A 15,218-nucleotide genomic window follows, 5' to 3' on the forward strand; every position below is an offset into this window, starting at 1 on the left:
GCGGAGGATGGATAGACCAAAGGCGGGTGGCGCTACGGATTCCCTTTAACCAAGGTACCGACAGGTGAAGACTGCTAGCTTCGATTTATGTACTGAAAGCAGTAGGCCGGTCATCCGACGCATGCAGATCCAAGGCCCCCTAGACAGTCTGTGTGCCGCTATCTCGGCCGAAACGGGCATGCCTTCTGGCCGGATCAAAAAAGTTGTGCTCGCGCTCCAGCGACACCAAAGCAGCACCTGCGTCGAGTCGGCTCCCGAGCCCCAAGGGCCTGAAGATCCGCTGCGCTTCTACCCCCTTGGTGCCAACGGCAGGCTGCGCCCCCCCAGCGGTAGCGCTGGATGAGTCCTCCTGCCTTGGTGAACCGGATAAACCCAGATCTGGCTCCGCTTGTTTTGATTCCTGCGCGCGGGGGTTCCAAAGGGGTTCCCGGCAAAAATCTTCGCCCCGTTGGAGGGATTCCCTTGCTTGCACGCTGCATAAGGGCCGCTAGGGCAGCTTCGAGCGTCGGAGCCATCTGGGTGAGCAGCGACGATGCCGGCATCGGCCACCTTGGTGAAGAGGAGGGTGCTAGTTGGCTGCAGAGACCAAGTGAGCTCTCGGGCGACCAAGCATCATCAGAATTGGCCCTGCTCCACGCCCTCAACGAACTAGCAGAGCGCGGCCCTCTGCCTGGCCTGTTTGTTTTTCTGCAGTGCACCTCGCCCTTCACCACTGGGCCCCAGATTGATGCTGTGGTGAACGCCCTTCAACTCAGCCAGGCCAACATGGCTTTCAGCGTGATGCCATGGCACGGCTTCTTGTGGTGCCTCGATGGCAATGGCCACGGGGTAGGAATTAATCACAACTCCAACGAACCCCGCCGCCGGCGCCAGGACTTGGAGCCCGCGTATCTAGAGACCGGTGCCATTTACGCAATTCGAACCAAAGCGTTTCTGGAACACGGAACCCGGTTCATCCAGCCCACCCTGCCCGTACCCCTGGAAGGGTTAGCCCCTGAGATAGACAGCATGCAAGACCTTGAGCTCTGCGATCGATTAGCGCCCCTGTTGAATGGGGCCAATCAAGCTTCATCGGAACACACTTCATCGGAATGCAATTGATGGGCAGCCTGCAGGGGCGCCAGGTGGCAGCCCTGGCCTGCTTCGACTCCTTCGGCAAAACCGCCATGAACCTGCTGCGCGTGGCGCGGAAGGAAGGAGCATCGACGAGCCTGCATCTGCTTGAACTGCCTGGACGCAAACTCTCACGCCGCCAGGTGCTGGAGATCCGCCGCATAGATCCCCGCACCGCCATCAAGCAGCACGAGTGGGGCCAACTGCGAGAGCTGCGCACCGATCTTGTGCAAGTCGATGCCCTTGTGCTCGGTTTGGATGGACGCCGCACCCGAGAGACCCAGCTGCTGCTGCAATCGGCCTGGATGGATCAGCTCCGCCGGCCCGTACTGATTAGCGCCTATCCGGGCATTCTGTTCCGCCATCAACTGGAGGGAATGATGGATCGCTCCGGCGTAGACCTGTTGTGCCTAAACGGAGAAACCGACGCCCAGCTTTATTGTCAGGCCTGCAGTGCCCTAGGGCTGGACAGCAGCAATGCTGTTGTGACTGGACTGCCGATCCTCTGGTCGATCGAACCAAGACTCCAAGTACCGGATGCCGCCTCGATCGTGTTTTTCGAGCAGCCCTCAGTGCCTGACAACCCGATTCAACGCAAATACATTTGTAGGCGCCTTGCCGATCTGGCCCAGGCCTGGCCGGCACATCCGGTGATCTTTAAGCCACGCACCTCGAAAATCGAAGCCACGCTGCATCGCCAGCATGGTGAGATGGCCAGCCGGGTTGAGAAGCTCAGCCGCCGCATACCCAACCTGCAGATCAGCTACAAGCCCAGCCTGACTCTGCTGAAAAAGTGCGGCTGCGCCATCACTGTGTCCTCCACCGCTGCCATGGAAGCAATGGCTTTGGGTGTGAGCACCCGCATTGTCTCGGACCTGGGAGTCAATGAAACCTTGGGCAATCATTACTTTCTTGAATCGGCAGCCATCGCCGATTTCGACTCAATCATTCGAGACCCCTTCAGCCTCCGCCTCGATCAGGCCTGGCCGGAGCGCCATGGTCACATTCCTGGAGGTGACCAGGTTTTTATTGCTGCCCTGGCCAGCCGACTGACAAATCCGCCCCAGTCTTCCGAGTCGGCAGATAGGGAAGGTCCCCCGGGCTGGGGTAGTAATTCCTGGCAGACCTACGCCCTGGCAAAAGGGGGGAAGAAAATGCTGAGTTCTGCCGGCGCCCGCTCCCGACTAGTGGCGAGTCATCGCGGAAGGAATCTGCTGCGACGGGCACGCCAGAGGGTGGTAGGTCTCTGGGGACTGGAGCGGCTGTTTAAGGGCCGATGAAACTGGCACTGGTTTGCGACGGAGAGCCCGGACTGGGAGCCTGCCAGCGGCTTGCGGTGGAACTGAGATTGTTGGGAGCGGAGGTGACTCTGATCAGTCCCGATGCCAGCGCTCAGCACTGGTTACCTCTGCAGCCTTTAGTTGCCGCCTGCAGCGACCTTCTCAATGGTTTTGACGCTGTTGGCGTGTTTCTAGAGGGGGCCCAGCTGACCCAATTCCGGCAGGTGCATTTGGAGTCGGCTCGGTTGAGGGGGGAGCGGCCTTGCCCCTTATTTACGGGCCCAATTCGCCCCTTGTATGGGGACACCTTGATGGCAGACCTGCTGCCCCGCCTGGGCTACGACCTGATTTGCCTGCAGGGTGAGGCTCAGATGCAGGAACTGGCCTGGCTGGTGCGCGGCAGCGAAAGCGCATCCCAGGCCAGCGAGGCCATTGGCCTTTGGTGCCTGCCAACCGAGCCGCTGGGCCACGCCAACAGCCAAGCACCACTGCTGCTGGTGCTTGATCAGCAAGACATCCCCCCTTCCCCTTTTGCCAACGGTGTCTTGTTTCAACGCTTGCGCACGATCGCCCTGGACTGCCCCTCCTGGCAGATCCGCATACAGCCCGATGCCCCCTTGGCGACTGAGGGGGCGCAGCAGCCCTCAACTTCCCTGGCCTGGCACTTCCAGCAGGATCTGCACCCACCCAGCAACCTTCAACTCGGCCAGGTTGATGACCTGGCCATTGCCCTGGTCCAGGCCAGCGCCTGCCTTGGCATCGCCTCTCCCTGGCTGCTTACGGCCATGGTGTGGGGTAAGCCAACCGTGGTGCTGGGTGACTACGGCATCCGCACCGACTTCAACGGACCGCTGTTCTTCGGCTCTGGTGCCATGCATCAACTTGCCGACTGTGTGCCCTTGGATCGACTCGCCAAGCTGAAGCGGCCCAATCGCCAATGGTTGGCAGATCGGGGCTGGGCCATCGCCAATGGCCCCCAACGGCTACTGCGGCGGCTGAAGCAGCTGGTGGAGCCGCGGCCATGACCCTCCAGATCCTGCTGATTGCTGACAGCGACAGCCAGCTGCTGGCTTGCCAGGCCTTGGCTCGCTTCAGCAACGCAAACGGGGCAACAATCACAGTGAACGCCATTCCGCGCGATGGGACCCCGGAAGGCGTGCTCCAAGCCCTGGAACTGATCGGAACGGTGTGGACGCTGAATGCCCAGGCTCTGCTGGCAGATCGACGACTCGACCAATTCGACGCGATCGGGGTGTATCTCACTGGCAGCAAGTTGGCCGAATTCCGCAGCTGCTACCACCGCAACTGCCTAAACAACAAGCGACCAGCTCGTCCCCTGTTCTGTGGCTTCAACGGGGTGGTGCTGGAGCGCTTCGAGGAAGCAATTGCCTGGAGGTTGGGTTACGACCTGATCTGCCTTAACGGCCCGCGTGACCAGGCCCGCCTGGATCTGCTGCTGCGCCACACCCCCTTTCAACAGCAGCGCAGCGTGCTCACGGGCCTAGGCCGCAACCTTCCTGTGCAGGAGCGCGGGGAGCGACCAAAAAGGCTGGTGTTCGCCGAACAGGTTGTGATGCCGGCGGCCGCCTCTGAGCGGAGACACCTAATCCGTATTTTGACGCGGCTGGCCCGCCGCTCACCCGAATGGGAGGTGGTGATCAAACCGCGGGTGGCCCCCCATGAAACGACGTTTCACACGGTCGATAGCCATATCAGCCACACCCTGGTGGAAACCGTGGGCAGCCCTCCAACCAACCTGCGGCTCAGCTACGAACCCCTAGCAGAACTGCTGTTGAACAGCCGGCTGCTGGCCACCGTGTCGTCAACCGCCCTGTTCGACGCCCTCGACCTGGGCTGCAGACCGGTGGTGATGGACGATTTTGGCTTACGTCACGACCTCGGCACGCCGTTTTTTGCCAGCTCAGGCCTACTGCGATCCCTGGCAACGGCAGAGGATCTCGACAGCCTGGATGGGGGCCCCGATCCGGATCCCGACTGGTTGCATTGGGTGGGATATCACACCGATTTCACCCCAGCCAACCTGCTGCAGGCCTTGAAGCAACTGGGGCACAACTCGCAGGACAGCCTTCTAAACCTGAACCATCCTGGTTATGTAGTTAATGCCGCTGACCTCTCCACAAACCAGCTAAGGCGTAGAGCCGAGGCCGCCATACGCTGCCGCGACTATGGGGAAGCCCGGCGGCTGCTCGAAGTTGCGCTGCTACAGCGGCCGGACAACCGCAATATCAGTCGCCGCCTGGCAGCACTGCAACAGAGCAACCGCTGGCTGCGCCGTCTGGCCCTCCTGGTTACCCCCCGGTTCCGGCTCTAGAGTCCGCAACTGGAAACAGCGGGCGAAATAGACGTGCAATCGGTTCAGATCGAGCGGAATTTCACCCAGTTCGTCGTCTTCGCCGAAGACGCGATCCTGACGGCACTGAACAAGATCACGGCCAACAAATGCCGGCTGATCTTTGTGGTGTCAGAAGCAGGCATTCTCCAAGGGGTGCTCAGCGATGGCGACTTCCGCCGCTGGATCGCGGCAAGCGACGTGATTGACCTGAACAGGCCGGTCACCGATGCCATGAATCCAGATTGCATGGCAGCAGCCGAAGCCAGCGCAGCAGCCGACTTGGCGGCCCTTTTCTCCCAGAAGATCCAGGTCATCCCCCTGCTCGATGACCACGGCAGGGTGGTGGCAGTGGCCCGAGGCGGTCAGCGGCAGCTTCTGCTAGCAGGCCGACCGATCGGCGAGGGCGCCCCTTCATTTCTGATCGCGGAAATCGGCAACAACCACAACGGCAGCCTGGAGATCGCCCTACAGCTGATTGACGCAGCAGCCACTGCCGGTGCGGACTGCGCCAAGTTCCAGATGCGTGACATGAACCAGCTCTATGTCAACGCGGGCGACAGCAACGACATGGCCTCAGACCTGGGAACCCAGTACACCCTGGATCTACTGGAGCGTTTCCAGCTCAGCGACGATGACCTGTTCCGCTGCTTCGATCACACCCTGAGCCAGGGGTTGATCCCGCTCTGCACCCCTTGGGACACCACGAGCCTGGAGAAGCTCGATAGCTGGGGCATGCCGGGATACAAGGTGGCCTCGGCCGACTTCACCAACCACGATCTGCTCACTGCCATCGCCGCCACTGGCAAGCCGTTGATTGCCTCCACCGGCATGGCCACCGAGCTCGAAATCAGTGCCGGCATTCGTCACCTGCGTCAGCAGGGAGCTGCCTTCGCGCTGCTGCACTGCAACTCGACCTACCCCACCCCTTTCAAGGATGTCAACCTGCGCTATCTGCGGCGGCTAGCGGAGCTGGCTGAGGCGCCGGTGGGGTACTCGGGCCACGAGCGGGGTTTTGCCGTACCAATCGCAGCCGTATCTCTCGGGGCGGCAGTGATCGAAAAGCACATCACCCTCGACCAAGGGATGGAGGGCAACGACCACAAAGTGAGTCTGCTTCCCGAGGAGTTCACGGCCATGGTGGCTGGGATTCGGGCGGTGGAGGAGTCGATGGGCTCGGAATCCCCCCGCAGCATCAGCCAGGGCGAGCTGATGAATCGGGAGGTACTGGCTAAGAGCCTGGTGGCTGCCTGTCCGATCGCAGCTGGTACTCCGATCAGCCGCGAGATGGTGCGGATTCAGAGTCCGGGACAGGGACTGCAGCCCTATCGGCTCAACGACCTAATAGGCCAGAGCATCAGCAGTGATAAAGCCGAGGGCGAATGCTTCTTTGAATCCGACCTGAAACGCGCGGCAGCCACCCCGAGGCCCTACAGCTTCGCTAATCCCTTTGGCGTGCCAGTGAGGTATCACGATCTCGAGGCATTCCAAGGCGCCAGCAACCTTGACCTCGTGGAAATACATCTCAGCTACAAAGATGTGGAGGTAGATATCGACGCAGTGCTCCCAGAACGGGTGCCAATGGGGTTGGTGATACACGCACCTGAGCTATTCACCGGTGACCACACCCTCGACCTTTGCAGCCAAGACGAAGACTATCGACGCCATTCAGTGACGGAACTGCAGCGGGTGCTCGACCTCTCCGCCCGGCTGCGTAAACGCTTTGAGTGCCCAGGCGAAGTGTTGCTGGTGACAAATGTGGGGGGCTTCTCTGCGAACCACCATCTCAGCAGCCAGGAAAGACTGCCGCTCCTAGACAAACTAGCGACCAGCCTGCGCGAATTGCACTGCAACGGAGTGGAGATAATTCCACAAACCATGCCACCGTTTCCCTGGCACTTCGGCGGCCAGAGATATCACAACCTATTTGTAGATGCGGATTGCATCGAAAACTTCTGCCACAATCATGGTCTAAGGGTATGCCTGGATGTTTCCCATTCCAAGCTTGCCTGCAACCATCTACACCAGCCCTTCTCCAGTTTCCTGGAGCGAATTCTGCCTCTCACAGCCCACTTGCACCTAGCCGACTCCAGCGGAGTAGATGGAGAGGGCCTGCAAATTGATGAGGGGGATATCGACTGGGCAAATGTTTTTAATTTGCTGCGCCAGATGGCTCCGACAGCCTCCTTCATTCCGGAAATCTGGCAGGGACACAAAAACAATGGGGAAGGGGCTTGGCTGGCCCTAGAGAGACTGGAACAGCATCAACTAGCCGTAGGTCCCAATTTGGTAGCAGCATGACGGCCGCCAACCCTGCGATGCCGGCAGCAATGGATGAGCACTTCATCCTTTTCCAACAATTGCCGCTGATTTATGGGCGGGTGCCCAAGGTGGCCAATTCGTCAGTGAAGGCCGCGCTTACCCGACTGCTTGATCAACCGCCGGAGGAGGGCTACCGCACCACCGCCGATGCCCTATGGCGCAAGGGAACCCATGGCGAAACCACGATGGTCGACGCGGTGGAGGCTATGCAACGACGTAGCAGCCACTTCTGCTTCAGCTTCGTGCGCAACCCCTTCGATCGTTTGGTGTCGGCCTATAACAACAAGCTGATCGAAAACGACACGTTGTCGACGGCGATGCAACGAATGGGGCTGGAGCGTCATATGCCGTTTCGACGCTTTCTGGAGGTGGTGGTCGCCACAGCAGATGCTGATTTAGACGTACACCTACTCCCTCAAAGCAGCATTCTTTGCATAGACGGCGTGCCGGTGCCTGGATTCATCGGCCAAATGGAAGCAATGGCAGACCACTGGCAGCTGCTACGCCGTCGCATGCGTCAAGCTGGTTTGCCAGCGCTTGGCAAGCTACCCAGTAAAAACGTGCGCAGAGCTGGCGAGACTGACCTTACCGCCCACTTCAGCGACGAAAACCTGATCAGCCTCGCTAGGGAGCGCTACCGAGAGGACGTGGAGCTGTTCTACGGCGATCACGACTTGTATAAACTTGCCAGAGGCCAGCTCAGCGTGACACCAACCCCCTTGGAACGCATCACAGCGATGCTGCCCGCCTGATCAGGCTAGGTGATTGACGTAAAATAATCCACCAGCAAACCCCACCCACAAAGGAGAACGTCTTGGGCCTCAACCGTCAATTGCGAAAAGTAATTGAGGCCGGATTGCGGGGCGAACACGAGGCAGAAGTGCAAGCACTGGGCCGCAGATTGCCAAATTTCATCATTATTGGAGCGGCAAAATCTGCCACAACAACACTCACTTCAATACTGCCTCGCCACCCCGACTTCTTCATCAGCAAACCGAAAGAGCCAAAATTCTTTGGTCGGCGCTACGACATGGGCTGGAAATGGTATGGCCGTCTTTTTAAAGCTGGCAAGGCCTGCAAATTGCGTGGCGAAGGTAGCACCATGTACGCCAGCGCTCTCAAGAGCTCTACCAACGCTCCAGCATTGATGCACCGCTATCTACCCAATCTGAAATTGGTGTATGTGGTGCGCCATCCACTGGATAGGATCGTATCCCAGTGGCGCCATCGCAAAGGGCGCCAACCTGGCACCCGTGATTTCAGTGGTTTGATGAATTCTGGCCACCTGCGTCGCCTAGTGGTGGGCTGTTCTCTATATCACGAACGCCTGCAAGCCTTTCGCAAATTTTATCCTGACGACCAGATCCACTGTCTTACTTTCGAAGATCTGATCGCAGCACCTCGCCCCACACTTACAGCTCTATTGAATTTCCTGGGAGCTTCAACAGACCCAGAGTATTTAGATCTGCTGCTTGATGATGGCCAGCTACCACGGGTAAACGAAGCCGGTGACAAGGGCAGAGCCATGGTGGCGGCTCCCGCCTGGACGGACAAGCTGCGCAGCCAGGTGCTGGAGGTGGTGCGGCCCGATGCCGAACAGATGCTGGCCTACATGGGCAAACCGCTAGATACATGGAAGCTATGACTCTTGAGCTGTGCAGTGGCAAATGGAGATCGACCTTCTTGCCGGTTAGTAAGATCAAAGGATTGGAATCCGGATATTTACATTGACATCAGCTACAGCCAGGTTCCTGAAGCACTCATGCCCCCTGAGTGCCATCCCCGCAGACCATCACTGCCTTTGGGGAGAACTAGCCGTAACACCACCACGGCCGCTGCTTTTGGAGGCCGACGCCAGATTGCTGCCCACAAAGCGCACAGGCATATCAGACAACTGGTGGACCAGCCGTAGCCAGGGTGGGATTGATAACAAGGGACAACCGATCGAGGCGCTTAGCGACTTCCGAGGGCATAGACCGATATATGCCTTAGCGGCTGGGGCCGGTGATGGGATGGAAAATCGGGGCAAGCGTCGCCCTCTGGTGCTCTACGGAGGCACATTATTTGAACATTTCGGCCACCTGATCGTGGATCTGAGCCGGCTTTACCAATTGCTACCGCTATTTCGCCGCAGCCGCGAACCAATTTGGTTTCACTACCCAGCCCTAAGCGAGAACGGCACCATTAACAATCCTCTAGTGCTCTCCTGGCTGGAATGCTTAGGCATCCGGAAAAGGGCCCGAGTGCTGCGCCGTACCCTCCTTGCAGAGCAGCTGGTGTCTTCCCCTGTTCTCTACCGAGACCGCTGCTTCGTTACATCAGATTTTCCAAGAGCTGCTCAGCGGGCCTTGGCACCGAAATTGCGGAGACGGTTACTAGCCCTAGAACCGGAGGGTGCTCCGATTGCCTACTTATCACGCCACAGGCTGAGCGGGGGCACCACTCGCTTTGAGGGAGAACAGGAGGTGGTGGAAGCTCTTGGCAAGCTCGGCAATGTGGACGTCATCTGCCCAGAAGAGCTCTCGATCGAATCGAAGTTGGGACTTTACCGCCGCTACCGGTTGGTGACTGGCTTCGTGCAGGCAGCGATGTTGCTGAAATACTTCTTACCGGTTCCTAGTACTGGAAGTTTGGCTGAGCAATTGTTGCTTGTCGCCGGTCGGCACAGCCTTAACAGCAACTGGGTAAATTTAGAAAATGCCTATGGCTTCGGAGACCAGATGCTCGATTGCAGCATTGACTCTCAGACGTCCATAGGATCGGAAACCACTGAAATTGCATCAGATTACAGTGCTGAATTCCAGCGTCATCACAGATTCAACGTTGGTTTAGTGATCGACCAGTTACGGACATTGGCAAGTCACTAAAGATGGAAATGATCCACTCGTTCAAATCTCTCGCCGGAATTTCCAGCGACCATCCCTGTCTATGGGGAGACTTTGAAGTTCGCGACAGTCAACCACTCCAAACTTGGCATAACGCAACCTTGCTACCTCCACGCCGCCGCAAGGGTCAGACTCTTTGGTGGAGACGATACGGATTCGGTGCATTCGATGCCTCAGGCCAGCATATTCGAACGCTGAGTGACATGCGGGGAAAACGCCACTGCTGCCATCCAGCCTCAAGGCTGGAAGACAACCCTTACAAGGAGAATCGACTGGAGGAGCATGAAGTGGTGCTCTATGGAGGCACCTTATACGACCACATCGGTCACCTAATCTTGGACGGCGGGCGCGCATTCCAACTGCTTCATCACTACAGAGACAGCGAGCTGCCGATCTGGTTCCATGACGCCAGTCCCAATCGCAATGGCCCTGCCATTTTGAAGCTGGCATTAGTGCAAGATTGGTTCAAACAATTGGGGCTCAGAAAGCGTGCCAGGTTGATTCGTAGGCCAATGCTGGCCCGGCAGCTGGTTTCTGGCCCAGCCCTCTGCTGTGATCGGAGCTTTGCTAGCCGAGATCTACGGACCGCCTGTGTTGCTGCCCTGAAGCCGAGGTTACGCGGTCGGCTTGAGACCATCAGCAAACCAGAGCGCCGTTTAGCTTACCTTTCACGCCACAAACTCAGCCAGGGCAGCACCCACTTCGCCCAAGAAGCCGAACTAGTCGCCCAGCTAAGCCAACTTCCCAACGTGGATATAATTTGCCCAGAGGAGCTGAATTTCGAACAGAAGCTAAACCTTTATCGACGCTACGAGATAATTACAGGCTTTCCACAAGCCTGCATGACCCTAAGAATGTTCGTACCTGGTGAGAAACTGGCCCAGCAGGTAATGTTTATTGCGGGTGCCCGCAGCCTAAGCAGCACATGGGTAAACATAGATCGCGCCACAGATGGGGGAGTTGGCTATTTCGATTGTGGTCTAAATGAATCCCGGACAGTGGCCGATGACCCCTCCGCTGCATTCCAACGCTCAAACCAATTCAACGCCGAAACCGTGCTACGTGCAGTCCAAACACTGAGTCGCTGAATCGAACCGCAACAGATGCCCATTCATCTACACATCGGCACCCATAAAACCGGTACCACCTCCATTCAGCGACAGCTGAAACGCAACCGTGAATCCCTTAAAAAGCTTGGGATTTGGTACCCCAGCGAAGGAGAACTGCTCCCAGGCCGGGGCCATGGTATTACGCACCGCAATATTGCCCGATCGCTGGACAACAGAGGAGGCCCAAAACCATACTCAACAGATGAATTGCTTACAATTGCCAGATCCATCGCTGTCAAATCTCAACAATATGAGCATACAATCATCAGCTCAGAAGCGTTCTGGCGTATCGGCTTTGCCGCAGCTCCAGAACTCTACTCAGAAGATGAACTTTGGCTCCGAAAACAATCCAACATTGCACAAATACGCCGCCTTTTCCAAGACGTTGATGTACGTGTGACTGCCGTACTCCGAGAACGGGGCGCCTATATCCAAAGCGGCTACAGCGAATTCATCCTTGCGACCATTTACAAGCATGAAATCAAGACCTTTATTCGCTCATATGGCCATGGATGGGACTACGGGAGGCAGCTTCTGGCATGGAGCAGCCAGTTTCCCGTTCAAGCCCACTCATACGAAGACCTAAGCAAATCGGGTCAGCTTCCCCTTGATTTCTTACGGCGTTTGTGTGAACGCAATTTACCAGACGAGACCCTAGCACCCGACAAAAAATCTCACGCCAATATCTCCGATCCTATTGCCTGCGTTGCATTCAAATTGTTTCTAAATCAGCTACCACTTGATTACCACAAGCGCAATAAGCTTTACCGCAAATACTCTAAGGTATTTAAAGCGACTTGCACTGAGCCCTCCTGGCAAAGCCTTGCCGCAGCCAACAGTTGGCTAACTGGTGCCGAGCTAACTGCACTTAGGCAATCCTTTGTTACTTCTGATCAGCAGATCCGTTTTCTCTACTGCCCCAAGTTCATATCCATCCATACCGACGAGATGGCACAAATTCAGCCAGGTAATCGAACGCTTCTTCCATTATCAACTGCTGATCATCAACAGGTGCTCAGCATGATGCTTTCCAAGAAGCCCCTTAAACCAGCCTGGTTCAGCCCAGCAGAACTAAAAGAGTGATGACCAGCATCGACCTGATCACACCTTGCCGCAACCGTGCCGAGCACGTCTTGCACAGTCTTCCTTCCTGGCTGGCCTGCTCCCAGCTGGGGAAAATCCTGATCGTGGATTTCAATTCCACCCCAAAACTTGCTCCACAGCTAGCGAACTTCGATCTGGAGAGAGTGCATGTAATCCGATTAGAAAATGAGCCCCTTTGGCGCCAAGGTCGCGCACAGAACGTGGCCCTGCGCTACTCCAAAGCTGAAATCATTCTCAAATTAGATGCCGACATCGAACTGCTCACGATTGCGCCTTATTTAGGAGCCATGGATCGTGATCCAGCACTCTTTTACCGAGGCTTCAGCAAATTAGGAAGCTCCTCTGGCAGCTGTCTATTCAGGCGCAAGGATGGTCGCCGCTGCGGCGGCTGGCACGACCACATGTCGGGCTGGGGCGGCGATGACGTCGACTTCTATCAGCGGCTGCGGAGGCGGGGTCTTAAGGCAGCGGTGTTCGAACCGGAAAGCTTTCGGGAAACAACCCAACCAATGGAGGTCAAGAACAGTGAAGCCGCCCGCATCGATAGCCAAATACTGCAGAACCAGCCCCAGCTGGCCTGTCAGCCCCGCTTTAGCGGGGTGCGCAACACGCTGCTGAGCGTGGTGCAGAAACAGACCCGAAGCCGGGCCCTGCGCTATGCATTTCATCAGGATTCAGGCTTACCCCATAGGGTTATGACAAACATGAAGAACCGCTCTAATCAAGAATTGGAGATAAGTCGCTTTAGTATCGAGCTGGCAAATATTCTCGCCATTCACCATTTCCAACCAGACCTGGATCCTCGAGATCTCCTCAACAGCCCGTCCTTCACCAGTGTTCTCCGGCGCCACCAGCTGCCCCGCAGCCGCAGCCACAAGGAACGCCAGATGCTGCTGGAGTCTCTACCGAAACGGATGGGGCAGCTGCGCCAGCTGGCCGAGGAACTTGGAGTTGCCACCCTCCCGCTTTAACTGCCATGGTCGGCTCGATCTGGATTCTCGATGACGATGTGGAGTTGGGCGCCCTGCTGCTAGAGCAATTCAGCCAACGGGGCTGGCAGGCTCGCCATCTCAGCCATCCCCGCGAGCTGGAGCAGGCGCTTAGCGAGACGCAGCCGGACTTACTGGTGCTCGATGAGCTGTTGCCGGAGCAACGCGGCACCGATGTACTAATGCGGCTGCGTCGGGGCCATCCCCACCTCCCCGTGCTGATGCTCTCGGCGCTGGGCGCCCCGCGGGATCGGGTGGCGGGGCTTGAGGCCGGTGCCAACGACTACTTGGGCAAACCATTCCTGTTTCGGGAGCTGCAACTGCGGGTGGAACAGCTGCTCAAACCTGCCCTTGCCAGCGTGTCTGCCCCTCAGTCCTGGCAACTCGGCGAGCTGCAACTTGATCCCCAGCGGCTCTGGCTGGGGATGCGCACCGGCGCAGGACAGGAACTGTCCCGCGGCGACATTGCGTTGCTACAGCTGCTCTGCAGCCGCGCCGGCGAGGTGGTGAGCCGCCAGGATCTGGTCCAGGCCAGCGGCAGCTTGGTCGATGTGGAGCAGAGCCGCAGCATCGATGTGCGGTTGTCGCGGCTGCGGCGCCTGCTCGAAGAGCTGCAACCAAATTGCACCATGATCGAGACAGTTCGCGGCAGGGGCTACCGCTTAGTGGTGCCGGTGCAGCCTCTGTCGCAGAGCGCGCCGCCCCTTGAGGGCTGATCCATGACTTTGCCCAGAGCACGACTGGCCGGCTACGACTGGGGTGTGCTCATGGTCAGCCTGGTGCTCGGAGGCGTGGCCGGCTACCTGGGCCTGCTGCTGGGGATGCGCCTGCTGCTGGAGCCGCGCATTGTCAGCGAAACAGCCCTGCGGCTGAGCAAATACACGGTGCTGGTGGAAGAGGTGCTGAAGCAAACCGACCGAGTCGCCCTGCCATCGGGAGTACTGGTGCGGCCTGAAAACCTGCTGGTACAGCCTAAGCCGAGCGCACCAGGGCGTTTTGAGCGCCTGGTGCAGTTGGCGATGGTGCGGGAGTTTGGGGTAAACCGGCGGCTGCAACGCGACCAGCCTCCCCTGCAAGACCCTTGGGGAGGGCACTGGGTGCAACTGAACCTGGGCAAGGACCGGGCCGGCCAGTCCCTGTGGCTGTATCAGTCAGAGCGGCTCAGCAACAGCATCTGGTATCTCCCCCTGCTGAGGATCCTGGCCATCGCGATGGGCGGGCTAGGGGGCCTGGTGCTCTTCCTCCGACTAAAGGTGGAACGCCCCCTGAGCCGGATGCTGAATTTGCTCGGGGAGCAAGGAGTCGCCGTGCCCCTGCGACTGCTGCCCGAGGAGGGAATCGCGCCGATCCGCCTACTCAGCCTCCGCATCAACCGGCTGCTCGAGCGGATCAACAACACCGCGACCGCGCGACGCCAGCTGCTGCACGGCCTCACCCACGACCTGGGCGGCCCCCATGCCCGGCTGATGCTGCGCACCGAAATCCTCTGCGAGCGGCTCGATGGCGGCAACGGGGAAGTAGCCAAAGCGATGGCTATGGATCTCGAACGACTGCGAAGCCTCACTGACCAACTGGCCCTTTTGGGAGAGCAAGAGCTGCCGGCTGAGCGGCGTCAGGCCTGCGCCCTAGACGACCTCTGCGGCCGCATCGTGGCCAGCCACCCATGTCAGCTGATCCGCCTAGGGATGCCGCGGCTGCTGGTGAAGCTCGACCCCGACGGACTGGAGCGGGCACTCAACAACCTGATCGACAACGCGCTTGAGTACGGCGCCCCGCCGGTGCAACTGAGTGCAGTGCGCCAGGGCAACCAGGTGCTTTTGCGGGTGGACGACCACGGAGCGGGAATTGCCACCGACACCTTGCTGACCATGCCCGGCCCCAGCCGCAGCAACGACCGCCAACGCCAACGCCATCGTGGGCTGGGGCTAGCAATCGTGGAACGCTTCTGCCTCGATCACCAGGGAAGACTGGCCCTACTTGAGGCTCCAAGCGGAGGCTTGCGAGCGGAACTGCGCCTACCCGTGCTGCTCAGCGCCCAAGACCAAAGCTAGGTGCAGGCAATTCTG

General features: G+C 58.5%; 13 protein-coding genes. All 13 read left to right on the plus strand.

Annotation, left to right across the window (positions count from 1 at the left end):
• The first annotated feature begins 339 nt into the window (after window positions 1–339).
• The 13 genes from KBY75_RS03195 (at window position 340) to KBY75_RS03255 (ending at window position 15,203) form a co-directional block, all read left to right on the plus strand.
• A complete protein-coding gene (locus KBY75_RS03195) occupies window positions 340–1,101 on the plus strand; it encodes a cytidylyltransferase domain-containing protein (RefSeq protein WP_255022920.1) in 762 nt (253 codons plus the stop codon).
• Window positions 1,101–2,393 carry a DUF6716 putative glycosyltransferase gene (locus KBY75_RS03200; RefSeq protein ID WP_255022921.1) on the plus strand — a complete coding sequence of 431 codons (1,293 nt, stop codon included), beginning with the start codon at window positions 1,101–1,103 and terminating at the stop codon, window positions 2,391–2,393. The genes KBY75_RS03195 and KBY75_RS03200 overlap by 1 nt, the downstream gene beginning before the upstream one ends.
• Window positions 2,390–3,418: a DUF6716 putative glycosyltransferase gene (locus KBY75_RS03205; RefSeq protein ID WP_255022922.1), complete on the plus strand. Its 1,029-nt coding sequence runs from the start codon at window positions 2,390–2,392 to the stop codon at window positions 3,416–3,418. The genes KBY75_RS03200 and KBY75_RS03205 overlap by 4 nt, the downstream gene beginning before the upstream one ends.
• Window positions 3,415–4,725, plus strand: coding sequence for a DUF6716 putative glycosyltransferase (locus tag KBY75_RS03210; RefSeq protein ID WP_255022923.1), 1,311 nt, complete (start codon window positions 3,415–3,417; stop codon window positions 4,723–4,725). Before KBY75_RS03205 ends, KBY75_RS03210 begins: the two co-directional genes overlap by 4 nt.
• A gap of 33 nt (window positions 4,726–4,758) precedes the next feature.
• Window positions 4,759–7,044, plus strand: a complete 2,286-nt coding sequence (locus KBY75_RS03215; RefSeq protein WP_255022924.1) for an N-acetylneuraminate synthase family protein — start codon at window positions 4,759–4,761, stop codon at window positions 7,042–7,044.
• Entirely contained in the window at window positions 7,041–7,817 is a 777-nt protein-coding gene (locus KBY75_RS03220) for a sulfotransferase family protein (protein WP_255022925.1), read from the plus strand. Before KBY75_RS03215 ends, KBY75_RS03220 begins: the two co-directional genes overlap by 4 nt.
• Window positions 7,818–7,945: 128 nt before the next feature.
• Entirely contained in the window at window positions 7,946–8,710 is a 765-nt protein-coding gene (locus KBY75_RS03225; RefSeq protein ID WP_255023022.1) for a sulfotransferase, read from the plus strand.
• Window positions 8,711–8,906: 196 nt separating this feature from the next.
• A complete protein-coding gene (locus tag KBY75_RS03230) occupies window positions 8,907–9,932 on the plus strand; it encodes a glycosyltransferase 61 family protein (RefSeq protein WP_255022926.1) in 1,026 nt (341 codons plus the stop codon).
• An 8-nt stretch (window positions 9,933–9,940) separates the two neighbouring features.
• Complete coding sequence (locus KBY75_RS03235; protein ID WP_255022927.1) at window positions 9,941–11,038, plus strand: glycosyltransferase 61 family protein; 1,098 nt, start codon at window positions 9,941–9,943, stop codon at window positions 11,036–11,038.
• A 15-nt stretch (window positions 11,039–11,053) separates the two neighbouring features.
• Entirely contained in the window at window positions 11,054–12,142 is a 1,089-nt protein-coding gene (locus KBY75_RS03240) for a hypothetical protein (RefSeq protein ID WP_255022928.1), read from the plus strand.
• The gene (locus tag KBY75_RS03245) at window positions 12,142–13,134 is read left to right on the plus strand and encodes a glycosyltransferase family 2 protein (protein WP_255022929.1); all 993 of its coding nucleotides are present in this window, start codon (window positions 12,142–12,144) and stop codon (window positions 13,132–13,134) included. Before KBY75_RS03240 ends, KBY75_RS03245 begins: the two co-directional genes overlap by 1 nt.
• 5 nt (window positions 13,135–13,139) lie before the next feature.
• A complete protein-coding gene (locus tag KBY75_RS03250; protein WP_255022930.1) occupies window positions 13,140–13,868 on the plus strand; it encodes a response regulator transcription factor in 729 nt (242 codons plus the stop codon).
• Between the two features lie 3 nt (window positions 13,869–13,871).
• The gene (locus tag KBY75_RS03255; RefSeq protein WP_255022931.1) at window positions 13,872–15,203 is read left to right on the plus strand and encodes a sensor histidine kinase KdpD; all 1,332 of its coding nucleotides are present in this window, start codon (window positions 13,872–13,874) and stop codon (window positions 15,201–15,203) included.
• Window positions 15,204–15,218 lie beyond the last annotated feature (15 nt).

The sequence above is a fragment of the Cyanobium sp. T1G-Tous genome, from assembly GCF_024345455.1.
Taxonomy (GTDB): Bacteria; Cyanobacteriota; Cyanobacteriia; order PCC-6307; family Cyanobiaceae; genus Cyanobium_A.